The organism is Dysgonomonas sp. UBA7630, from assembly GCF_002483985.1.
Lineage (GTDB): Bacteria > Bacteroidota > Bacteroidia > Bacteroidales > Dysgonomonadaceae > Dysgonomonas.
The window spans coordinates 107,672-130,117 of sequence record NZ_DLIY01000016.1; the positions used below are offsets into that span (position 1 = coordinate 107,672).

The 22,446-nt window shown below is 37.4% G+C and carries 21 protein-coding genes and 1 pseudogene; 2 read left to right on the forward strand and 20 right to left on the reverse strand.

Annotated elements, in window-relative coordinates:
* Window positions 1-25: 25 nt before the first annotated feature.
* The 14 genes from yaaA to B3P17_RS06640 all read right to left on the reverse strand — a co-directional run bounded on the left by yaaA (window position 26) and on the right by B3P17_RS06640 (window position 13,944).
* Complete coding sequence (gene yaaA / locus B3P17_RS06570) at window positions 26-787, reverse strand: peroxide stress protein YaaA (protein ID WP_252638918.1); 762 nt, start codon at window positions 785-787, stop codon at window positions 26-28.
* Between the two features lie 92 nt (window positions 788-879).
* Window positions 880-1,761, reverse strand: coding sequence for a glycosyltransferase family 2 protein (locus B3P17_RS06575; protein ID WP_291104571.1), 882 nt, complete (start codon window positions 1,759-1,761; stop codon window positions 880-882).
* The gene (locus B3P17_RS06580) at window positions 1,758-3,209 is read right to left on the reverse strand and encodes a lipopolysaccharide biosynthesis protein (RefSeq protein ID WP_252638922.1); all 1,452 of its coding nucleotides are present in this window, start codon (window positions 3,207-3,209) and stop codon (window positions 1,758-1,760) included. Before B3P17_RS06580 ends, B3P17_RS06575 begins: the two co-directional genes overlap by 4 nt.
* Before the next feature lie 197 nt (window positions 3,210-3,406).
* A complete protein-coding gene (locus B3P17_RS06585; RefSeq protein ID WP_291104575.1) occupies window positions 3,407-4,195 on the reverse strand; it encodes a hypothetical protein in 789 nt (262 codons plus the stop codon).
* A 97-nt stretch (window positions 4,196-4,292) separates the two neighbouring features.
* A complete protein-coding gene (gene tsf, locus B3P17_RS06590) occupies window positions 4,293-5,117 on the reverse strand; it encodes a translation elongation factor Ts (protein WP_252638925.1) in 825 nt (274 codons plus the stop codon).
* A 117-nt stretch (window positions 5,118-5,234) separates the two neighbouring features.
* Window positions 5,235-6,086, reverse strand: a complete 852-nt coding sequence (gene rpsB, locus B3P17_RS06595) for a 30S ribosomal protein S2 (RefSeq protein WP_006842961.1) — start codon at window positions 6,084-6,086, stop codon at window positions 5,235-5,237.
* A gap of 195 nt (window positions 6,087-6,281) precedes the next feature.
* Window positions 6,282-6,668 (reverse strand): 30S ribosomal protein S9, encoded by a 387-nt coding sequence (gene rpsI, locus B3P17_RS06600; RefSeq protein WP_006842960.1) that lies wholly within the window; start codon window positions 6,666-6,668, stop codon window positions 6,282-6,284.
* Between the two features lie 6 nt (window positions 6,669-6,674).
* A complete protein-coding gene (gene rplM / locus B3P17_RS06605; protein WP_006842959.1) occupies window positions 6,675-7,130 on the reverse strand; it encodes a 50S ribosomal protein L13 in 456 nt (151 codons plus the stop codon).
* Between the two features lie 278 nt (window positions 7,131-7,408).
* Entirely contained in the window at window positions 7,409-8,203 is a 795-nt protein-coding gene (locus B3P17_RS06610) for a thymidylate synthase (RefSeq protein WP_252638926.1), read from the reverse strand.
* A gap of 247 nt (window positions 8,204-8,450) precedes the next feature.
* Entirely contained in the window at window positions 8,451-9,260 is an 810-nt protein-coding gene (locus tag B3P17_RS06615) for a DUF4249 domain-containing protein (RefSeq protein ID WP_252638928.1), read from the reverse strand.
* A 924-nt stretch (window positions 9,261-10,184) separates the two neighbouring features.
* Entirely contained in the window at window positions 10,185-11,636 is a 1,452-nt protein-coding gene (locus B3P17_RS06625; protein ID WP_291104583.1) for a TonB-dependent receptor, read from the reverse strand.
* A gap of 341 nt (window positions 11,637-11,977) precedes the next feature.
* The gene (locus tag B3P17_RS06630; protein ID WP_291104586.1) at window positions 11,978-12,358 is read right to left on the reverse strand and encodes a hypothetical protein; all 381 of its coding nucleotides are present in this window, start codon (window positions 12,356-12,358) and stop codon (window positions 11,978-11,980) included.
* A 96-nt stretch (window positions 12,359-12,454) separates the two neighbouring features.
* Window positions 12,455-13,375 carry a FecR domain-containing protein gene (locus tag B3P17_RS06635; protein WP_252638933.1) on the reverse strand — a complete coding sequence of 307 codons (921 nt, stop codon included), beginning with the start codon at window positions 13,373-13,375 and terminating at the stop codon, window positions 12,455-12,457.
* Window positions 13,369-13,944 carry an RNA polymerase sigma-70 factor gene (locus tag B3P17_RS06640; RefSeq protein WP_252638935.1) on the reverse strand — a complete coding sequence of 192 codons (576 nt, stop codon included), beginning with the start codon at window positions 13,942-13,944 and terminating at the stop codon, window positions 13,369-13,371. Before B3P17_RS06640 ends, B3P17_RS06635 begins: the two co-directional genes overlap by 7 nt.
* 303 nt (window positions 13,945-14,247) lie before the next feature.
* Here B3P17_RS06640 and B3P17_RS06645 point away from each other — a divergent pair, with 303 nt between their 5' ends.
* Both B3P17_RS06645 and B3P17_RS06650 read left to right on the forward strand, forming a co-directional pair.
* A complete protein-coding gene (locus B3P17_RS06645) occupies window positions 14,248-15,450 on the forward strand; it encodes a pyridoxal phosphate-dependent aminotransferase (protein WP_006842951.1) in 1,203 nt (400 codons plus the stop codon).
* Window positions 15,447-16,028: a non-canonical purine NTP diphosphatase gene (locus tag B3P17_RS06650; protein ID WP_252638944.1), complete on the forward strand. Its 582-nt coding sequence runs from the start codon at window positions 15,447-15,449 to the stop codon at window positions 16,026-16,028. The genes B3P17_RS06645 and B3P17_RS06650 overlap by 4 nt, the downstream gene beginning before the upstream one ends.
* Before the next feature lie 130 nt (window positions 16,029-16,158).
* Here the strand turns inward: B3P17_RS06650 and B3P17_RS06655 are convergent.
* The 6 genes and pseudogenes from B3P17_RS06655 to B3P17_RS06680 form a co-directional block, all read right to left on the reverse strand.
* A pseudogene (locus tag B3P17_RS06655) lies at window positions 16,159-17,993 on the reverse strand (membrane dipeptidase).
* Window positions 17,994-18,003: 10 nt separating this feature from the next.
* A complete protein-coding gene (locus B3P17_RS06660) occupies window positions 18,004-18,795 on the reverse strand; it encodes a DNA alkylation repair protein (protein ID WP_291104591.1) in 792 nt (263 codons plus the stop codon).
* Between the two features lie 244 nt (window positions 18,796-19,039).
* Window positions 19,040-19,594, reverse strand: a complete 555-nt coding sequence (locus tag B3P17_RS06665; protein ID WP_135105115.1) for a hypothetical protein — start codon at window positions 19,592-19,594, stop codon at window positions 19,040-19,042.
* A 36-nt stretch (window positions 19,595-19,630) separates the two neighbouring features.
* A complete protein-coding gene (gene rfbD, locus B3P17_RS06670) occupies window positions 19,631-20,584 on the reverse strand; it encodes a dTDP-4-dehydrorhamnose reductase (protein ID WP_252638949.1) in 954 nt (317 codons plus the stop codon).
* Between the two features lie 13 nt (window positions 20,585-20,597).
* Window positions 20,598-21,497 carry an ACP S-malonyltransferase gene (gene fabD, locus B3P17_RS06675; protein WP_252638950.1) on the reverse strand — a complete coding sequence of 300 codons (900 nt, stop codon included), beginning with the start codon at window positions 21,495-21,497 and terminating at the stop codon, window positions 20,598-20,600.
* 264 nt (window positions 21,498-21,761) lie between these two features.
* Window positions 21,762-22,442, reverse strand: a complete 681-nt coding sequence (locus tag B3P17_RS06680) for a response regulator transcription factor (protein WP_291104594.1) — start codon at window positions 22,440-22,442, stop codon at window positions 21,762-21,764.
* Between the last annotated feature and the right edge of the window lie 4 nt (window positions 22,443-22,446).

Genomic DNA, 22,446 nt, shown 5'->3' on the forward strand with positions numbered 1-22,446 from the left:
ATTATAGCGGAATAGCAAGTCGATCTTATCGAATAAATACCCACTCCTTATCATCCGAAAGCTGTGGTGCAAAAGTATATCCTTCGGTATCGAAACCCTTCAGATGTTCTATATCTTTCAGTTGATTTTGTATAATAAAGCGAGTCATCATACCCCTTGCTTTTTTTGCATAAACTACTATTTGTTTATATCCTTTATCTGTCTGTTGTTTGAAGATAGGGGTTATGATCTTATGTCCTTTCGGCAACAGCTTTTTATCTACAGCTTTGGCGTATTCTTTCGAAGCCAGATTGATAAGGATATTGTCGTCAGCTTTCATTTGTTTGGCTATGTACTTACTGATGGTGTCAGACCAAAATGCATACAAATCTTTCCCTTTATCGTTCACTATCGGAATTTGCATTTCGAGACGATATGGTTTAATCAGGTCTAAAGGGCGGAGCACGCCATACAGTCCTGAAATATGTAGTAAATGTTTTTGAGCAAAATCAATATCTTTGGCAGAAAATGATTGTGCATCTAGCCCCTTGTATGCTATCCCATTATAGGCAAATGCTGCCTGTTTTTGTGGCGTTTTGCTTAGAGGATATGCGTGGATGTATTGGTATACATCGTGTGCCAGTTGAGGGTTAATGCTCATTAGAGACGCTATTTCTCCGGGAGTAATACCTTCCATCGATTTGTACAATCCTTTAGCTTCTTTCGCGTAGAGTGGGGTGGTTGACTCTTTTATTGGAGCCGGCTTTTCAAAATCCTGCAACTTTGCAGGAGACATTATTATAATCATATTTTTATTTCTTTATAAGTTCGTAATAATGTAAATTTATTGTAGGAACAGATATTGCATTGTTAAAACACTTATACCAAGGTTTTTGTTGCTTATCGAGGAAGAAGACTTCTAATCTTCTTTCTTGCATAGTATATATATGCCCGGAAAGTATCTGACCTAGAGAAGGTAAAATCTGAATCTGGCAGAATATCTCTGAGGTCGGATGTCCTTCGAATTTTTTCTCGTCCCATATATTTCAGAAGGCTTTTTTTATACTTGGCCGGTTTGTTTTCTAAGCTGTACTTTTTGTAAAGATATATTTTCTCTGATATTTTCACTTTCGTTTCTGCAAGGCATTGCTGCGTGATTTGAAACTCACTTATTCCGATATAAACCAATATTTCAGGTGTAAATACAAATGTATTATCTCTAGCCCTGATCACCTGCATGTAGAAGTCCATATCTACCAGCCATATCAGGTTCGGGTCGAAAAGATAGCCTTTATTCCTGAAAATACATACACTCGGAGCACCCAGCCTATTGCCGGTGTATATTATTGTAGCATCATTCTGAAGTTCTGAAATAAATTCGCTGCTTGCTATATGAGGCTTTCGAGTATTATGATTATCCAAGTCACAACTTGCCGAAAAAGCAATGTCTGCATTTGGATTTTCATCTAACAGACGGACATACTTTTCTAAGCTGTCAGGAGAAGAAAACCAATCATCATGGTGAAGAATTTTGATATATTCTCCTTGCGCTTTTTTTATTCCTTCATTCCAATTCAGCGGAGAGCCTAAAGGTTTTTCATTTTTGAAATATTTTATTCGCTCGTCCGAATATTCTTCAACCAGTTTTTGTAGTGAGTCTTCGGGAGAATCATCTGTGATAACGACCTCGTAATCTGTAAAGCGCTGATCTAAAATAGAGTTGAGGCAACGTTTTAGAAAATCAATATGTTTATAAGCCGGGATACAGATGCTGACTTTCATTTCTTTATCCTTTTATTGGTAACATATTCGATGGCTTCTCTCAATATTCTGGCTTTTGAAAAATATAGAGTTCCTATATACAAAGCTCCTACAAATACTATTTGGCATATCATTAATACAACAGGTTGGGATGTCACAAACCTGAGCATATAGCCACATAGTATACAAATAAATGATATTCCGAAATAAGGCAATAAATCTTTTATAAGTTCAACCAGACTGTAATTTATCAGCTTGTTAGACATAATAGAGGATACAATGTATCTGATAATGTAGGTTGTCGAAATACCCGCAATGTAATACAGGTAACTGAGCCCGAAAATAAAAGGGATACATATAGAGCTGAAAATCAATACAGCATGCATAATTGTCAGAATAAGAATCAATCCCGATTTACCTTTTATCCTTAATATATCTCCATTTGTAGTTTCAAGGCCTGCAAATATACCGCCAATGCATAGCAGTTGCAGGATGGGAGCTGCTGAGAGCCATTGTTCTCCCAGTATGTACATAAATGATTGTGCTACCAATATTATGCCCATAAACATCGGGAATATGACAAATGCTTTGATCCGGATAAATTTTCTGAATATATATTTCAATCGGTGGTCATCATCGTGTATCGAAGATAGGATAGGGTAGGAGACGCTGTATATCGATCCGTTTAAGACATCGTTGGCCGAATTATAATTTCGGTAAGCTAGATTGTATAATCCCCCGATGCTTAATGAGTAAAACTTCCCTAATATGTTTTGGGGAATATTTACCATTACAGAATTTATGATACTTCCCAAAACCAGCTTCGAGCTAAATGCGAACAGGTCTTTGAATGACTCTTTACTAAATGATCCCGATGGTTTCCATCTGCTGAATATCCACAAGCAGCAAACTTTAAGGAATGTCCACAGTACCACCTGTGTAGCTAGTGCCCATACACCAAAACCAAAATAGGCAAGCAATAGCGTTACAGAGTATGATGTAAATACTGAGAATGCATTAATCTTGGTGATCAGCTTGTAATTTATTTCTTTGATCAGTTTGGCATTCTGTACTACAGCAAAAGAGTTAAAGAGGAAGGATAGGAATAAATACCTTGACAAGTCTGTCAAAATAGGTTTATCGTAATAGTTGCTGATGAGTGGAGCCAGAAAGAATAGTAGCAGATACAAGAATATACCGATAGATATATTCAGATAGAAGACAGTTGTGTAATCAGCCTGTGTAATATTTTTCTTACGAATAATAGCACTCGAGAAACCACTTTCGTGTAAGATATTAGCTAATCCTACAAATATGGCAAGTACGCCCATCAGTCCGTAGCCTTCTTTATCTATTAGGCGCGCAAGTAATATTCCGGCAACAAAAACAAAGGCATTTTGGAGTAGCTTATCCAATACACTCCAACTCAGTCCGGATACGGTTTTATCTTTTAATGATTTTTCCTTCATAGACTCCTGTCAAGGAACAGTTTATCTTAATACTTTATTTTGAACGCAAAGCTACTAAAAAAAGGTAAGTTTTCTTTAGTTATGTATATAAAGATAATGTATATGTCAATGTCTTAAATTACTACTCTCTTAGTCTACTTAGATGCTTTTTATTATAGAATTATAATATTGGGATCTAATAGATTGTTCCTAATTATTTAAAGCTCATCAAAAAAAAAATCCCACATTTTTTTAGATTTTTCTCCCTTGAAAGGGGCTTCTTTTATTAATTTTAATGAGTCTTTATCATAGCTTGTGTTTTCATAGTATCTCAAAATACGTTCATCATTTATTTGTTCTATGTCTACGATGTCTAAATTTATTTCTTTTATTCGAACAAGCTTATTATTATGCCATTGATAAATTGTTTTGATTAAAGGCATATACCAACTACCTTCATATGTGACCTCTACTGTTTGTTTTTCTCTATTGATCTTGTAATCACAAGAAAAGAAGCTACCTGCATATTCAATAGTATCATTTTCCGAAGAGTAATGGAATACATCTTGTATCGTGTTCCCATTCATATTTGGCGGCGTGCGAACGATTATTTCGTTGTTTCCATCATTATTCATATCTATGAATTCAACTAATGTTGTCATGTCATCCCCAATGGCTCTATGTGAACTTATTATTTTCCAATCACAAGATTTAAAATGATAAAAGTTAATAAGTGTATCTTTTGAAATATATTCTAGTGCAAATATTTCTGTTCTATCAATAAATTTTCCGACTATGTGCGTTATAGACCTATCCTTAAAGTGTGATTTAGGTGCATGCTTATTACCATTCCAGTCAAAGATTATTGCAGTATCTAGTGAAAATGCATTCATGAAAGGAATGATACTATCCATATAAGGACTATGAATTGTTTGAGGTGCTACTTTGTTCTTTGATGTACAATATGCGAAAAATAAAAGAATGATGAAGCCAAATGTATTTTTCATATTTATTGTCTTGAAGATTTTCAGAAATGCTAATAAATATAAAGAAAAAAAGTGTAACCATTTCTGATTACACTTTTATTTTCTTTAGAATCTCTGATTATTCAGCGTTCAACGTATAACGTTGGAAACCGACAACAGTAAGTTCTTTATCGTGCGCAGCAAGATATTGAGCTATTGTTAGTTTTGGATTCTTAACGAATTCTTGTTGAAGAAGTGTAAATTCTTTGTAGAATTTATTTAGTGCACCTTCTGCAATTTTGTCAATCAAGTTTTCTGGTTTACCAGCCTCGATTGCTTTTTCTCTTGCAATGCTTAGTTCTCTTTGTTTGATTTCCTCAGATACTTCTTCAGGAACAAGAGCTACAGGGTTCATAGCTGCAATTTGCATAGCTATGTCTTTTGCTACTTGCTCGTCAACGTTTGGTTTGTTGAACCCTACAATAGAAGCTAGTTTGTTACCCGGGTGAACATAAGCAACAACTGTAGGAGCTGTAATTTGTTTGTAAACGCTGAACTCCATTTTTTCACCTGTAACACCCATTCTGTCTGTTACAAGATCGGTGATAGCACGACCGCTAACTTCAACTGCTTTCAGTGTGTCTATATCAGCCGGTTTGCTCTCTAATGCAGCATCTAGGATAGATTTAGTCATTCCTACAAAATCAGCATTCATTGCTACGAAGTCTGTTTCACAGTTTACTGCTACGATTGCAGCGAAATCACCTTGAGTAGCTGCAAGTACACAACCTTCAGCAGCTTCACGATCTTCACGTTTTGCAGCAAAAGCTTGTCCTTTTTTGCGAATTATCTCAACAGCTTTGTCGAAATCTCCTTCAGCCTCGTTCAAAGCATTTTTACAATCCATCATACCAGCACCTGTCATTTTGCGTAGATGTTGGATATCAGCCATAGAAATTGCCATATTCTTTCTCCTTTTATTTTGGTTTATAATTATTCTCTATTGATTTAAAGAAAAAAGACCAAATAAATAATCTCTAAGAAGGCTTTCTTAGAGGCTATTTATTTAGTCTTTATACTATTACTCTTCGTCCTCTTTAGCAAACTTGCTAGCTACAGCCGCATTGATTGCTTCTTGGTCTTCTTTAGTTACAGCTTTTTTAGCACCTGCTTTTGCTTTGCGTTCTCTTCTTGGAGCTCCTTCTTCATCTTGAGCTTCAGCAGCAGCGCTATCTGCTTTTTCGATCTTTCTTTCTTCAAGACCTTCTTTGATTCCTTCGCAAAGGCTTCCTAAGATAAGTTCGATAGATTTTGCAGCATCGTCATTAGCAGGGATTACGAAGTCGATATCTTCAGGGCTAGAATTTGTATCTACCATAGCAAATACAGGTATACCAAGACGATTAGCTTCTCTTACAGCAATGTGTTCTTTCATTACGTCTACCACAAACAAAGCAGACGGAAGACGAGTTAAGTCTTGGATAGAACCCAATGTTTTTTCAAGTTTAGCACGTTGACGAGTTACTTGAAGTCTTTCTCTTTTTGACAAAGTATCGAAAGTACCGTCTTTGATCATCTTGTCGATAGTTGACATTTTCTTAATAGCCTTACGGATAGTAGGGAAGTTTGTCAACATACCACCTGGCCAGCGTTCTACCACGTATGGCATATTCACTGATTGAGCCAAGTCTGTAACAACTTGTTTTGCTTGTTTTTTTGTAGCAACGAACAATATTTTTTTACCTGATTTAGCTATTTGCTTCAATGCAGCAGCAGCCTCTTCAGTCTTAGCTATTGTCTTATAAAGGTCGATAATGTGGATACCGTTGCGCTCCATAAAGATGTAAGGAGCCATAGCCGGATTCCACTTTCTCTTTAAGTGACCGAAGTGTACACCAGCTTCTAATAATTGGTCGAATTCTAATTTTGCCATTTTTAGTTTTTTTGTTTCGTTTACTTTCTTTTTCTGTTAGCGAATTGTCGGGTAGCTCATATTCAGAAGTCCCGGCAATTTAGATACTAAACGTAATTTTAGAGATGAGGCCGACTCATCATTATATATTAACCAACTTATAACTTTTAAGCGGCATATGCCGACAAAGTGTAATTGGGTAAGATAATATCCAAATTAACGTTTTGAGAATTGAAATCTTTTTCTTGCTTTCGGTTGTCCCGGTTTTTTACGTTCTACAACACGTGGGTCACGAGTCATAAATCCTTCAGCTCTAAGAGCAGCCTTATCTTCTGGATTGATCTTAACCAATGCACGAGCGATACCAAGGCGTGCAGCTTCTGCCTGTCCTTTGTATCCGCCACCGTTAAGGTTGATCTTTATGTCGTACTTACCATCTACAGCAAGTTTGCTTAGAGGTTGTTTTACAACATATTGAAGAATAGTTGAAGGGAAGTAATTGTCTAGTTCACGTTTGTTGATCACTATTTTTCCGGTTCCTTCGCTTACGAATACGCGAGCTATGGCAGCTTTACGTCTTCCTATTGCATTTACTACTTCCATTAATAATTATTTAAGAGCGTTAATATCTATTGTTTTTGGTTGTTGAGCATCATGTTTGTGCTCAGTTCCTGCATATACATAAAGGTTCTTAAGAAGGGCAGCACCAAGACGATTCTTAGGTAACATTCCTTTTACTACTTTATGCACTAAGCGGTCAGCTCCTTTTTCCAGCAAAACTGCAGGAGTTGCTTCTCTTTGACCTCCAGGATAACCTGTATATCTCAGATAAACGCGATCGTTCCATTTATTTCCTGTAAGTACAACTTTATCAGCATTGATGATGATTACATTGTCGCCACAGTCAACGTGTGGAGTAAAACTTGGTTTGTACTTCCCTCTCAGAAGTTTTGCCACTTTAGAGGCCATACGCCCTAAGGTTTGGCCTGTTGCGTCAATCACAACCCATTCTTTTTGTACAGTTGCTTTGTTCGCAGAAATGGTCTTATAACTTAAAGTATCCACTTAATTAAAAATTAATTTGGTTAATGACTTTTTTGATTCACACAACTATCATCCGTTCATCGAGCTAAGATATGATAAGCGATAATCGTTTGTTAATCAATTTTTTACGTTTTATTTCGTAATAATCGGCTCGCAAAATTACAAATAATCAATCAATTAACAAAAAATAGCATGAGCTTTTTTTGAAGGATATTTCAAAAAAAAGTAAATTGGATTGATTTATAGTCACTTTTGTTCTAAATCTGTCCTTTAAAGGCAGCTTTTGGATTTTAATTTTATTAGACAGCAACTTCTCCTTTTATATGTGGATGCGGATCGTACCCTTCAAGCTGGAAATCCTCATATTTAAAATCAAAAATGCTTTTTACCTCAGGGTTGATTATCATCTGAGGCAGGGGACGGAAATCTCTGGTGAGCTGTAGTTTTACCTGATCTAAATGATTCGTATAAATATGAGCATCACCCAGTGTGTGAACAAATTCGCCTTCTTGCAGTCCTGTTACCTGAGCCATCATCTTTAGGAGCAAGGCATAGGATGCAATGTTGAAAGGAACGCCAAGGAAAATGTCGGCACTGCGTTGATAGAGTTGTAAGCTTAGTTTGCCGTCAGCCACGTAGAACTGAAAAAAAGCATGACAGGGTGGAAGGTTCATATTCGGCAGGTCGGCAACATTCCATGCGCTGACAATAATACGACGCGAGTCGGGGTTGTTCTTTATTGTTTCTACAGCATTGGTTATCTGGTCTATATAACCTCCATTGTAGTCGGGCCACGAACGCCACTGGTATCCATAGATATGTCCGAGGTCTCCGTTTTCGTCAGCCCATTCGTTCCAGATGCGTACCCCGTGATCTTGCAGATATTTGGCATTGGTATCACCAGCCAAAAACCAAAGGAGCTCGTATATGATTGATTTTAAGTGTAATTTTTTTGTGGTCAGTACAGGGAATCCTTCCGCCAAGTTATAGCGGCTCTGATGTCCGAAAACGCTTATTGTACCTGTACCTGTTCTATCTTCTTTGAATGTGCCTTCAGCCAGCACACGTTTCAGTAAGTCGTGATATTGTTTCATTGCAAAATATAGTGATATTAAGTACAAAAATAGTCAAAATATAGAACAAATGGGTATAAGGAGACTTCTTAACTTTCTAAACTATATTATTACAGTGGTATTATTGCTTGTGTGTCTTGGCTTTCGATATTCAAATACTTGATTGCATTCATAAAAAAGAGTGAGTCAAAAGTAATTTAGATTTTCTCTTTGTCATGTCAAACGGAGAGTAACAATTTGAAACCTAAATTACTTTTGACTCATCCTTCTATTCTTTCCACTCGGCAGTGATAGTCATTTTATCTACAGTAGATGCAGAGAAGTAGCCTAATGCCCCCCCTTTGATATTGGAGGTTGGGTTTGTCTTCGAATCTTCAATTCTGCTTAATGTATAAAAGAAAGTGTAAGCTCCTTTATCGATACATTGAAATTCTACTTCAATCTCATCTCCCTGTTTGATTGGGTCTACGTCATCATCGTTGATGAATACCGGTAAAAACTGATGTATCGGGCTGCCGTCCATAAACTCAGCACTCAGCACCATTTCATTTACATCCGGCAATTGTTTTCCATTGATATATACAAGGCAGCGGTAATACTGATTGGTCTCTCCTTTAGGATCGGAGAAGTGAATCATCGGAATAGCATATTTCATTACCGGAATTTTATACATCGACAAAGAATCGAGCTTTACCAACGGTGGAATTTTGGAGGTAGACGTATATTCTTTTTCTTCGTAGGTTACTGATAAGTTATAACTGCGACCAATTACTCCTTTGATATTTTGTGCAACATACCAGCCTGTATTGTCTTGTTGCAATGTCTCCGAGTTTCCTGCATCATCGGAGATTTTTACAATCGCTCCTTTTAAGAAAGGGTAGCCGCTGTTGTCATTAAAATCGAGTGTATGGCTTACTCTTACCTTAGCCAATTGATCTTGTTTTACAATACCTTCTATTTGTATGCGTGGTGTAACCGAATTAAGATCGACATCTATTTCTTTTTCACAAGAGGTTACTGCAAGCATTACAGCTAAAGCCGAAAGTACTATTATATATTTGTTTTTTATACTTTTCATAATTTTCTTGCTTTTTTAGTTTAAAACTTGAAGTTCCAAGAAACAGATGGAACAAATGTAAATAGTGAATATTGATAAGCCGTTGTCTTGCTCGGATCTTTCGTGTTGGTACGGAATTGAATCATATAAGCATTCTCTCGTCCATAAGCGTTGTATAGACCGAATACCAATTCCGATTGAAATTTAGAGGTCTTCTTTAGCAGACAGGTTGCACCTAGATCGAGGCGATGATAATTAGGCATTCTGTAGCCATTTCTCTCGGCGTAATACATCACATCCTTACCATTGACTTGATATTTTCCGCTTGGATAAGTAATCGCATTCCCTGTATAGAATACCCAAGCCGCAGATAACGACCATTTCGGATTGAGTTCGTACATCCCCACAATTGATAAATCATGAGTGCGATCTTGGAATGCATTATACCATCTGTCTTCATTTATACCATCTATTTTTTTCTCCGATTTCGAAAGAGTATATGCTATCCACCCCGTAAGCCTTCCCTGACGCTTCTTCAGCGAAAGTTCTACCCCGTATGCTCTTCCTTTTCCAGATAGCAGCTCTGTTTCTATAACGTCATATCCTTCTATGTCGGCATTGTCCTTGAAGTCGAGCTGGTTTCTCATATCTTTGTAATAGCCTTCGATACTGAATTCGAACATATTATCGTTGAAGTTTCTAAAGTATCCGAGCGACACTTGATCTGCTATCTGTGGCTTTACATTGTTGGAGCTGGATGTCCAACGGTCGAAGGGAGTGCCTTGTGCCGAGTATGACAGCAAGTGCATATTCTGCGTTGTGCGTGCATAAGCAGCTTTTATCGAAGATACTTCATTCAGTTTGTAAGCAGCTGAAAAACGGGGCTCGAGGTTTATATATGTTTTTACTACTTTTCCCGATTTGTACCATGTGCTATCTAATACATTATTCTCCTGATCTAGCGTATAATATTGTNNATTGTCCTTTGCCCAACGCCATGAATGCCGAAGCACGAAGTCCATATACTACCTCCAGATTGTCTGTTATCTTGATCTGATTGGATATGTAGGCTGCATTTTCTGACGAATAGCGATGATACAGATCTACCGAGTTTTTTTGCTCCGAGTCCAGATTATAGTTCCCGGGAGCTAAATCATGGTATGTAGAGCTGACCCCTAAGCGCCATTGGCTGTTTCTACTTTGCTGAAAGATAAACTCATGTTTTAAGCCATAGTCTTTGATTTTAGCTGTCCCATTCAGGTTCATTCCTACTTCCATCCCAAAGTAGTAATCGTACTGATTATAAGATAGTGATGTACGAGAAGTCCATTTGTTGTTGAACGTATGACTCCAGTTAGCTATCAGAAAACTATTACCCCAATTCACCTCGGCTGCATCTTTTAGTACCATTTTGTCTCGCCCCAAGTAACCCGAAACTGAGATTTGATCTTTATCAGACAAGGCGAAGTTTAACTTCATATTCAGATCATAAAAATACAAGTAAGCATTTTTAGCATCTTCTACTCCCGACATACGTGCCAGTGCATCTGCATAGGTGCGTCTTGCCCCTATCAGGAAAGATGATTTCCCTTTTTGTATCGGTCCTTCGGCATTCACATTAGAAGAAATTAGCCCGATGCCAGCGGCTACATGATATTTCTGATTGTCACCATTACGTTGTTGAACATCTAAGATTGACGCCAAGCGTTCTCCATACTGCGCCGGCATAGCTCCTTTATAGAGCGTTACGTCACGTAATACTTCCGAGTTGAACGTAGAGAAGAAACCCATGAGATGGGATGCATTGTAGAGCGATACATTATCCAGTAAGATAAGGTTCTGATCGGCACTACCCCCACGGACATAAAATCCTGAACTGCCTTCTCCGGCACCTTGTACTCCGGGCATTAACTGTATTGATTTTATGATGTCACGTTCTCCGAGTCGAACCGGAATCTTATTTATTGTTTGTATCTCCATTTTCTCTATCCCTGTTTGTGGCGCAGATACATTTGCGTCGGGACGCTCGGCAGATACAACAACTTCGCTCAAACCAATGGTAGTTTGTACAAGTTCTATATCTTTTTTTATATTTTGGTTAAGAGAAATCTTCAAGGTCTTTTTTTCGAAGCCGATATAATCAACTTTCAGTGTGTATTCTCCTTTCGGAAGAGTAAGGGCGTATTTTCCATTCTCATCTGACGATACACCGCTACCATTTCGGTTTTCTATTATAATTGGAACTCCTATCAGGGTTTCTTTTGTACGAGAGTCAACTACCGTCCCGCTAATTTTATAGGTTTGTGCACTTGTCAAAACCGGAATTATGAATAAATGTAAAAGCCATAGAAATGAAACCCAATTCTTTTTGGGTAAAAGATTTGCATGTACTAACATAAGTAGGTTTAAATTTTTAAACAAAGTTCAATTTGTTTATATTAATGTATAAGTTTTTATCTATTCAGATCTTAGTGGTTTTATAAAATAGAACCATTAAAATCAATGTTTATTGTATTCATTCATTTGTAATTTAACAAATAAAGGATCTGATTTCGATAATGCAAAGTTAGAGCAGATCATATTAACAGACAAGGTGGAATCGATAAATGCATGTTTTTTCTCGATGAATTAACTTTAAAATTGCATTAATTATATTCACTATCCTTCTTCTCGAATATAGTGTGGAAATTCTCGCGTTTTTTTTGACATAGTGATTCTATTTGTTTGATTGTTTATAGTTAAAGGAAATCTTTTCTTATCAGCTCTTCAGCGATTTTATTATTTCCTATACTACTAAGACCACTATGCAGGTTATTTCCACTACTCCTATCTACAATATTTTTATTGTATTTTGTAACTGACTCATAATTAGTGATTTTCTTAGGTGTTGTTTTGGCTGATGTTATTATTACGTATTTACCTTTTATAATATAAAAAAAATATTTGTCGTGCAGCAATATGTATACTGCCTCCGTTACCTCTTTGTTGACAATGTTGATAGAAATCTTCTTATGCGTATCAACAACCTTCGGATTGTACGAAAACTCGACACCCGTCTGTTGGGTTATAAGTTTCATGGCCACACCTATTCTCTCATTCTGCAATTTTATGTTTACCATATTTTGAGAGCGCAAGCTAGCAGTGATAAGGATAAATAATGNNAAATAATGATATAAATATTATTCTTTTCATTCGACTTTAATTATGATCTTTCCCTATTCGATTGTATAGCCATCGCCTATGTGGTCTACTTTCAGGTTTAATGTAATAGCCACTACATCGAGTATGGTAGACAAATCTTCTTTTGTGAATGTTACTGTAATCGGAAGATCTTGGATACTTTTATCTTTTAGCTCTATCTGTTGCCCATAGAATGTATTTAGTTGGGTGATAACTTCGCCTAGAGGTGTTCCTTTAAACTGGAAATTACCTCTCATTGTTTCCGTATAGAATTTATTGTTTTTAGACAAGTAATATCCGCTTTGGTTCATCTTAAGATTTATGCCGGTGTTGTTGTCCGAATAAAACAATACTTCGCCTTCGGTAACACTCACAAAAACTGAGTCGGGAGTATTTGCTTCAACTGTAAACTTTGTACCGATATCTTTTACATATACATTCCCTGCTTTTACAATTTTGCTTTCTGCTTTTTCCGATTGCATTTCAAAAGAAGCCTTTCCTTTTAGATAAATAGTATCTCTTATTCCGTTTTTGCAAAAAGAGATTTCACCTTCTATCAAATTAATTTTAGTACTGTCGGAAAAAGAATACAACCCTTTCTCTGTAATGTTAGTAATTGGATTGTCTTGCTTGCTGTTGAAGATAAAAAATAGTATCGCTACAGCAGCAGCTGCACCGATTATCCAAGCTAGAGGCTTTCTTTTGTTCCTTTTGTGAGATACCGTCTTTAGAGAGGTTTTATTTATATGTTCCTCTAGTATTTCAATCGCTTTTTGTACATCGAAGGAAGGGTATTCGCCCGTTCCCATATTTTGATAAAGCGAAGTGAGCTCAAAGAAATAGTCTTCATGCTCCTGCGACTCGGCAAGCCACTTCTCCAAGCGTATTCTATCTTGAGGAGATAACTCTCCTGCAAAATATCGTGCTAATAATCTGTCAGTGTCATTCGTTACCATAGCCCAATCAGTTTTATTAAGTAATATAACACTACTACGGAAATAAATTCTTTCAGGTTTTCTCTCAAGATCTTCAGTGCTTTAGCTATTTGGTTTTCTACAGTATTTGGAGAGATTGCCAGTTCTTGAGCAATCTCCTTATAGCTCATCATTTCGAATCGGCTAAGTTCAAATACCTCTCTGCATCGGGGCGGTAATTGAGCTATCGCCATCGTGATTTTATAATTCAGTTCTTTTTCTACTATGCCTTCATATACCTCGTTATGCTCAACCGGTTCGTCTAAGGCTATTTGTTGATTGTGCTTCTGTTGCACCTTCATCTGTTTAATTCGGTTTAGACAGATATTATGCACAGCCATATACAGATAAAACTTTATCGACACGGTTATACTCGTATTGAGGCGGTCGTCCCATAGTTTAAAAAATACTTTCTGAACAGCATCTTCTGCCTCGAACTGATCTTTGAGAATACTATAAGCGTATTTACATAAAGGCTCATACCACCTTTTGAACAGGGCTTCGTGAGTTTCTTTATCTGTTAACCTCACTGTCTCTTGAATAAGCTCCACTTTTTTACACTGCTTTTGATAGGGTCGTTTCGGGTTAATTCGACTTCCCTATATGATATATGATAATTTTGTCCGGGTCTTCCACTATGTGAAAAGCAAATATATTCCTTTTTCTGATAAATACCTGCCTTTTTGTTGTTTGAATAGAATAAGATTATTAACATTGTTTGATATTCAATGCATAACGTTGTATATATCTAACTCACAGAACTAAAAATCTATTTTTGCATTCCGGGTATAAGTTTTCCTATAATTCGTATATTTGTGCTTCATTGTAAAATTGTATAAATAATATATTCGATTATGCCAAGTATCTCGCAACGAGGAATAGATATGCCAAATTCGCCAATCAGAAAATTGGCTCCCTTATCAGACTCTGCAAAGGCTAGAGGTCTAAAAGTTTACCATCTGAATATCGGACAACCCGACCTACCGACACCGGAAGAAGCTCTCGAAGCGATTCGGAATATAGACCGCACGATCTTAGAATATAGTCCAAGCGATGGTTACCGTTCTTATCGTGAAAAGTTGATAGGATATTACGCAAAATATAATATTAATGTATCTCCCGATGATATTATTATTACTACGGGTGGCTCAGAAGCGGTATTATTCGCTTTCTTGGCTTGTCTCGATCCGGGAGATGAAATCATAGTTCCCGAACCTGCTTATGCCAACTACATGGCGTTCGCAGCATCGGCAGGAGCAGTTATCCGTACGGTGTCTTCTACCATCGATGAGGGGTTTGCACTACCTCCTGTAGAGAAATTCGAAGAGCTTATTAATGAGCGGACTAAAGGTATCCTTATTTGTAACCCGAATAATCCGACTGGCTACCTGTATTCTCGTACAGAAATGAACCAGATAAAACATTTGGTTCAAAAATATGATCTCTATCTGTTTTCAGACGAAGTATATCGTGACTTTATATATACCAACTCACCTTATGTTTCGGCTTGTCACCTTGTTGGAATTGAGGAGAATGTCGTACTAATTGACTCTGTGTCGAAACGATATAGCGAATGTGGTATCCGCATCGGTGCTTTGATTACCAAGAACAAGGAACTTCGCAAAACTGTAATGAAGTTGTGTCAAGCTCGTCTTAGTCCGCCACTTATCGGTCAGATAGCAGCGGAAGCCTCTCTGGATGCTTCTTTGGAATATATCCGCGACATATACGAAGAGTATGTAGAGAGACGGAAATTCTTAATAGATAGGCTAAACCGTATTCCGGGAGTATATTCTCCTATACCTATGGGCGCATTCTATACTGTTGCCCGATTGCCGGTTGAAGATTCTGACGACTTTTGCGCATGGTGTTTGTCCGATTTCGAATACGAAGGACAAACTATATTCATGGCTCCCGCTTCAGGCTTTTACACTACACCGGGACTTGGGAAAAATGAAGTGCGTATTGCTTATGTACTTAATAAAGAAGATTTAGCGAAGGCGCTTACTGTATTAGAAAAAGCTTTAGAGGCCTATAATTCAAAAGATAAAAAATGAGAAGAAAATTAGTTTTTGCTACCAACAACAGCCATAAGCTCGAAGAAGTAAAAGCAGTTGTTGGAAGCAGTTTTGATATACTCAGCCTAAAAGATATCGGCTGCCACGAAGATATTGAAGAACCGGGAGAGGCATTACAGGAAAATGCTCTGATAAAAGCCCGCTACGTAAAAGATAAATACGGCTATGACTGCTTCGGAGATGATACAGGACTGGAAGTCGAAGCCTTGAACGGTGCTCCGGGAGTATACTCTGCCCGTTATGCGGGAGGAGATCATGACTCGAAGGCAAATATGAAAAAGCTGCTCAAAGAGCTTGATGGTACTACTAACAGGAAAGCGCAGTTCAGAACTGTGATCGCACTGATATTGGATGGTAAAGAATATCTGTTCGAAGGAAAGGTGAAGGGTAGTATTATCACCGAAGAAAGGGGAGACGCAGGATTTGGATATGACCCTGTTTTTCAACCTGATGGATACGATCAAACATTTGCCCAATTAGGGTCAGAGGTGAAGAATAGCGTAAGTCACAGAGCATTAGCTACAAAGGCTTTGTGTGAGTTCTTAAAAAATATTTGAACAATTAGATACTAAGTAGAACTGGCTGAAAGGAAGTAAATAACTTACTCTTCTTTGTCATCCTGAACGAAGCGAAACATCTCGTGTTTTAAAAGGTAAAATCCTTTCAGGCAGTTCTATTTATCCTTACTTACTTTTGTGCTCCTTTTTGAACAGTAGCCATTACCCTAAGGAAATTCCCTCCCCATATCTTAGCGATATCTTCATCCGTATAACCTTTCTCTAAAAGCTTCATCGTAATATTAATCATATCATTGCTACCATTGCACCCAATAAGCCCGCCACCGCCGTCAAAATCGGAAGCAATGCCTACATGATCTATTCCGGCGACCTTTACGGCATAATCGATATGCTCTATACCATCAGATAGGGATGCTTTTTTACGATCTTTATTCACAAAGAGATCAACCAAGCATATTTGCACAACTCCTCCGTTCTTGGCTAAAGCTTGCATTTGCTTGTCTGTAAGGTTTCGGTCATGGTAGCATAGTGCTTGTACCGACGAATGAGAAGCGATAACAGGATGAGTAGAGAGTTTGATAACATCCCAAAAAGTCTTTTCACTCGCATGTGATATGTCAATCATCACTCCCTGTCTGTTCATTTCTTTTATTACCTCTTTGCCAAAGGGGCTTAACCCATTCCATTCACGTGTAGTATCACTCGATGTATCACATATATCATTGTCTTTAGTATGGCAAAGCGTAATATAATTCACACCCATTTTCTTGAATCGGGCAATATTTTCAATATCTTTCCCTATTCCATAACCATTTTCTATTCCTATGAAAATAGCTTTTTTTCCTGCGTTTTTTATTCTAGCAAGATCATCTGTCGTATAAGCTATTTCGCAGATATCGTTATTTTTCTCTACCTGCGAATGGATACCCTTTATCAATCCGTATATTTTGTCGACGGCAGCCTGCGATGAAACTTTATCCCGTTTCCCTTGAGCCGTATAAGCAGCAAAGAAAATAGCATCTAGCATGCCTTCTTCCATCTTCGGAATATTCACCTGATTGTTTTCTCTTTTTCCGATATCGAATCCTGCTTTTTTGAATTCTAAAGGAGTGTCGCAATGGGTATCAATAGAAAATATATGTTTATGCAGTTCTTTTGCCTTTCTGAAAGTTTCGGCTTCAGAAACTATGAATTTAAAGAATTTCAGCATCGTAGTATCTCCCCCGGCCACATGTCCTTCGGGATGCCATTGTACACCGATTATTCTTCTGTCGGGATAGGCTTCTATCGCTTCCACAATGCCATCCTGTGCTGTTGCTGCCAATTTGAATCCGGGAGCCACATCTTTTACACCCTGATGATGGAAGCTGTTGACAAATACTTCTGTTTTTCCAAGTATCTTGCTCAACTGAGACTCTTCTGCAATAGAGACTTTATGTGTTCCGACTTCCTTAGGCTCACTTTGCCTATGTTTTACGCTTTTATTCTGATGCTGTGTGGGAATGTCTTGATAGAGTGTTCCTCCAAAAGCAACATTGATCGCCTGCTCTCCTCTACATATCCCCAACACAGGGATGTTGCGGTCTGTCGCTAACTTTAAAAGTACCAAATCGTAAATGTCACGGATAGAATCTATGTCATTCATATCCGGGATCGCCTGCTCTTTATAGTATAGCGGGTTGAAATCTTCACCGCCGGTCATTACTAATCCGTCAAGATCCTTTACAATATCNNTCCTTTTGTCATCACAGGGATAATAAGAGGTCGTCCTCCGGCTTTGAGAATAGCTTCTATATATGTTCCGGGCACGCTCGATCCACCATTGCTTGTGCGGCTTGCAGAGACTCCGATCAATGGTTGCTGTTTTGCTCTCAGATCAACAAAGTGCGAGTCTGTATATTCATACAATTTTTGCAAATCGGGGACTATCGACTCTTGTCCTCTTAGCGAAAGGATATTCAGAAAGAATAATATAATGAGTATATTATATGTAGTTCTTTTCATTGTTGATCTCTTATTTTTTGTTAATCGTTCTAAGTGCCTTCTTGATTATATATTTCGTCTCCTTTGTCGGATTATTGCTTTCCCATTTGCTTGTAACTTCAATTACAAAATCGGGACGGGTTTTACTTGCGTCATTCAACCAGTTGCCTACGCTATCTTGTACATACTTTTCAGAGTCCGACTTCAACGCTTCTAGAATTGGCAAAGCAATTTCGGGCTGTTGCTTAAGTTTTTCGATATGTTTGCTCCATACCCCATTCGGACGTATAGCTTCTGATGCAAATCTGCGAATATTATGATCTTTGTCTCTAGTCCATCCTAATAATATTGGTATAGCATTTTCTATATTGCGATTCATATCTTCACGAACGGCCATCCATGCAATCTCTCTTACCCCCAAATTACCATCGGCTGCAAAATCTTTGATCGCTTCCAATTTATCGGCAAAAGATATTGATTTGTCTAGACCTATCATATAAGCAGCCCAACAGCGTACATTATCGGATATGTGACTTTTTAGTTCTTTCAACAGCTTCTTATCTGTTTCTTGAAGTGTTTCTCTCAAAAGCGTTTCTCCGATTCTGCGTATTGTTTGCATTGTGCTTGCTTTTTCCAACACTTCAAGGTCTGATAAACAGGCCGTCGCATATTTCTCCGGCAGAACGTTTTTCAAAAGCTCTTTTTGGTCAACAGCCAGCCACTCTGTCAGATTAACAGACTCTATCGTACCCAGATTCAGTTGTTGCAATACTTCGGCCGGTATATCTTTTAAGGATTTTGCTCCTTTTCTCTTAACTTCCATATATAAAATAAATTAAACAGAAAAAGTAACAAAAGTAACACTTTTAAGTATATTATTTGTTGTCACCTTTTTCTTTATTCAATAATGCTAACGATCTTTAATATAAGACAATTTAATAATTAGAAAATACAAGGTTCTGATATCTGTAGTCAAACGTCAGAGCTCAATGTTATTGCCTATAAATAAAAACAGAGGTCTCTTTGTAGGAAAACCTCTGTTGATTTATTCTTTAATATTGGATATGCTAATTTGCTATAAATTTAAACTCAGGAGTAATTTGATATTTCACAAAAGCAGTATCTGATTTTTCCACTTGGTCATCATCGTTGTCGCTATAGGTGAAATTTATAGTCTGAACAATAATCTCTTTGCTATTTATCTTTGATGATACTTCGCTGTAATACTCTACCATATCTTCGTAAGCGACAAGCAAATTATCTTGCAGGTTTCCGCTTTTGTCGTAGCTTAACAAATATTCGGTTATTTCACCATCTGTTATCACTAGGACGGTTAATATTTTACCATTCTCATTCGCCAGTAAAATGCGCCCCATCGATAAATCTTCGGCACTGTAACCTTCTAAACCTTTAACATTGAACAACTGCAGATCGGTATACTCTTTTTCAGTCAGTCTGGCGATATCCGTCAGATCCATGCTGTCTGCCTTATTGCTTAACTGGGTTTCTGAAAGCTCAACATTTAATGTATCCAACTGAGCTTGCTTATTTTCAGACTGTTTATTCTGACAGGATACGATTGTGACCAAAAATATAAAACTGAAAAGATAAATCTTTTTCATTTTAGTAGCTAGAATGTGATTGTAAATTAACTAAGTTCAAATAGATAACAATTCTTTGATGCAATTGTTTAAACTTTCTTCCCATTTAGGGATAGTAAGGTTGAATGTAGATTTTATCTTGGTTTTGTCCAGTACACTATATTTAGGTCTTGTGGCTTTTACCGGATATTGTTCGGTCGTTATAGGGTTCACCTTGCATGTATTGATACCCGCTTCTTTGTGGATTGCTAATGTGAAATCGTACCAGGTAGTAGCTCCCTCATTGGAGTAATGGTATATACCGGGTTTAAATCCGTTAGCTTCACTGAAATCAAGTATTTTTACAATTGTTTTGGCCAGATCTGTCCCATTGGTAGGTGTGCCGTTCTGATCGGCTACAACGTTTAGTGTTTCGCGCTCTTTGCCTAGCTTTATCATTGTCTTCACAAAGTTGTTCCCAAAAATGGAATACAACCATGCTGTTCGTATGATAATACTATCAGCACAAGCTTTCAATAATTCAGCTTCGCCTTCTTGCTTCGATTTGCCATATACAGACTGAGGGTTTACCGTATCAGTCTCAACATAAGGTTTGTTTGCTGTTCCATCATACACATAGTCTGTGGATATATGTATAACTTTAGCATTGTTGTTTGTTGCTGCCAATCCTAAATTGGCAACAGCATCACGGTTGATTCTATAACATAAATCTACATCATCCTCTGCTTTGTCCACAGCTGTATAAGCTGCGCAGTTGATAATATACTTTATATTATTTTCTTTTATAAAGGAATCTACAGCCCTAAGATCGGTTATATCAAGCTCCGCTACATCTGTAAAGAAGAAACGGAAGTTGTTTTCATGATTAGCCGATATTCGTCTTATCTCATTTCCCAACTGTCCGTTAGATCCTGTAACAAGAATATTTTTCTGAACGAGTTCGAACAGAAAAATATTCTTCGCTGTTTCATCTTGATCGTCGGCTTGTTTATTTCCTGAAAAAAAAGCCATTTTGATTTATTTTTTAAATGCAGCTAACCAATTGTTGCTTGCCTGTTGCAGATACCTGTGGTGCTATTTTCTTTACAAGACCTTGTAAAACATTACCCGGTCCAAGTTCCACAAATTCAACAGCTCCATCTGCAACCATATGTTCTACAGATTGAGTCCATTTTACAGGTGCTGTTAATTGTGCTATCAAATTGTCCTTTATAACGGCAGGATCTGTTTCTCCTACTGTAGACACATTCTGATATACAGGACATGTAGGGACTGTGATAATTGTATTGTTTATAGCTTCCGACAATTTTACTTTTGCAGGCTCCATCAATGGAGAGTGGAATGCTCCTCCTACTTTCAGCTTAAGAGCTCTTTTTGCTCCGGCAGCAAGTAACAATTCGCATGCAGCATCAATACCTGCATTAGAACCTGATATTACCACCTGTCCGGGACAATTATAATTAGCCGGTACAACTACTTCATTCTTGATAGATGCACATATTTCTTCTACTTTAGCGTCTGGCAATCCTAACACTGCTGCCATTGTAGAAGGATTCATTTCGCATGCTTCCTGCATAGCAAGAGCACGTTTATAAACAAGATTTAAACCATCTTCGAAAGACATGGCGCCGGCAGCAACCAAAGCAGAGAACTCTCCTAAAGAGTGACCCGCAACCATATCCGGCTTAAATTCATCGCCAATTGTTTTAGCCAATATTACCGAATGGAGGAAAATAGCCGGTTGAGTAACTTTAGTCTGACGGAGATCTTCGTCAGTACCGTTAAACATTAAATCTGTTATGCGGAAACCTAAAATCTCATTCGCTTTTTCGAACATTTCTTTAGCAACAGGAGATGTTTCGTAAAGGTCTTTACCCATTCCTACAAACTGAGCTCCCTGCCCTGGGAATACAAATGCTTTCATTTTCAATATTTATAATTTATATAAGCAATTCAATTCAGGGTGCAAAATTAGTAAAAAAATGAGATATAAGACACTGATAATGCACAAATAAAAAAAGTATGAGTTAAAAAGACATACTTTACTTCTTAATTCACTTTTCAATATTATTATTTTGGATTGATGTAGATAATGCTTTTGCTGCCTCTTGCAAAGGTTATAGAATTACTAAAAAGAAAGGCTAATGATCATATTCTATCATTAGCCTCTCATATATAATTGCATTTATTACTCTGCGCTTTCTTCTTCGTTTACCNNGATGATCTCAATACTTGGGTCAGGTTTCAATAGCTTACGTAATTTAGTGATGTAAACATCCATGCTACGAGCGTTGAAGTAGTTATCGTCCACCCAAATTTGCTTTAGGGCATGATTTCTTTCCAGAATGTCGTTGGCATGAGCACACAATAGAGCAAGAAGTTCTGCTTCTTTAGTTGTAAGTTTAGTGCTTTCTCCATTGATCGTCAAAATTTGTTTTTGAGTATCAAAGTTCATATTACCAAACTGATAAAGCTGTTGTTCTTTGCTTCTTTTACCTTTCACACGACGGAAGATTGCTTCGATACGAAGAACAAGTTCTTCCATGCTGAATGGTTTCGTGATATAATCATCTGCTCCGGCTTTGAATCCTTCCAGAATATCATCTTTCATATTTTTGGCTGTCAAGAATATGATAGGTATTTCTGTATTGATTGCTCTGATCTCTTTCACAAGAGTGATACCGTCTTTTTTAGGCATCATAACATCCAATATACACAAATCATACTTTTCTTTAACAAAGCCTTTGTATCCAACCTCACCATCGGTGTAGAGGTCTGTGTCGTACCCTTTGGCCTGAAGATATTCTCTTAGCAACATACCAAGATTTTCATCATCTTCACATAAAAACAGTTTCAATTTTTCTTCCATAACT

Coding starts and splice junctions, on each gene's coding strand:
- B3P17_RS06665 (WP_135105115.1), bottom strand. CDS start 19,594: ATGAAAAAGATTTATCTTTTCAGTTTTATATTTTTGGTCACAATCGTA.
- B3P17_RS06650 (WP_252638944.1), top strand. CDS start 15,447: ATGAGAAGAAAATTAGTTTTTGCTACCAACAACAGCCATAAGCTCGAA.
- B3P17_RS06610 (WP_252638926.1), bottom strand. CDS start 8,203: ATGAAACAATATCACGACTTACTGAAACGTGTGCTGGCTGAAGGCACA.
- B3P17_RS06585 (WP_291104575.1), bottom strand. CDS start 4,195: ATGAAAAATACATTTGGCTTCATCATTCTTTTATTTTTCGCATATTGT.
- B3P17_RS06630 (WP_291104586.1), bottom strand. CDS start 12,358: ATGGTAAACATAAAATTGCAGAATGAGAGAATAGGTGTGGCCATGAAA.
- B3P17_RS06645 (WP_006842951.1), top strand. CDS start 14,248: ATGCCAAGTATCTCGCAACGAGGAATAGATATGCCAAATTCGCCAATC.
- B3P17_RS06575 (WP_291104571.1), bottom strand. CDS start 1,761: ATGAAAGTCAGCATCTGTATCCCGGCTTATAAACATATTGATTTTCTA.
- B3P17_RS06615 (WP_252638928.1), bottom strand. CDS start 9,260: ATGAAAAGTATAAAAAACAAATATATAATAGTACTTTCGGCTTTAGCT.
- yaaA (WP_252638918.1), bottom strand. CDS start 787: ATGATTATAATAATGTCTCCTGCAAAGTTGCAGGATTTTGAAAAGCCG.
- B3P17_RS06660 (WP_291104591.1), bottom strand. CDS start 18,795: ATGGAAGTTAAGAGAAAAGGAGCAAAATCCTTAAAAGATATACCGGCC.
- rfbD (WP_252638949.1), bottom strand. CDS start 20,584: ATGGCTTTTTTTTCAGGAAATAAACAAGCCGACGATCAAGATGAAACA.
- B3P17_RS06580 (WP_252638922.1), bottom strand. CDS start 3,209: ATGAAGGAAAAATCATTAAAAGATAAAACCGTATCCGGACTGAGTTGG.
- tsf (WP_252638925.1), bottom strand. CDS start 5,117: ATGGCAATTTCTATGGCTGATATCCAACATCTACGCAAAATGACAGGT.
- rpsI (WP_006842960.1), bottom strand. CDS start 6,668: ATGGAAGTAGTAAATGCAATAGGAAGACGTAAAGCTGCCATAGCTCGC.
- B3P17_RS06635 (WP_252638933.1), bottom strand. CDS start 13,375: ATGGTAACGAATGACACTGACAGATTATTAGCACGATATTTTGCAGGA.
- rpsB (WP_006842961.1), bottom strand. CDS start 6,086: ATGGCAAAATTAGAATTCGACCAATTATTAGAAGCTGGTGTACACTTC.
- fabD (WP_252638950.1), bottom strand. CDS start 21,497: ATGAAAGCATTTGTATTCCCAGGGCAGGGAGCTCAGTTTGTAGGAATG.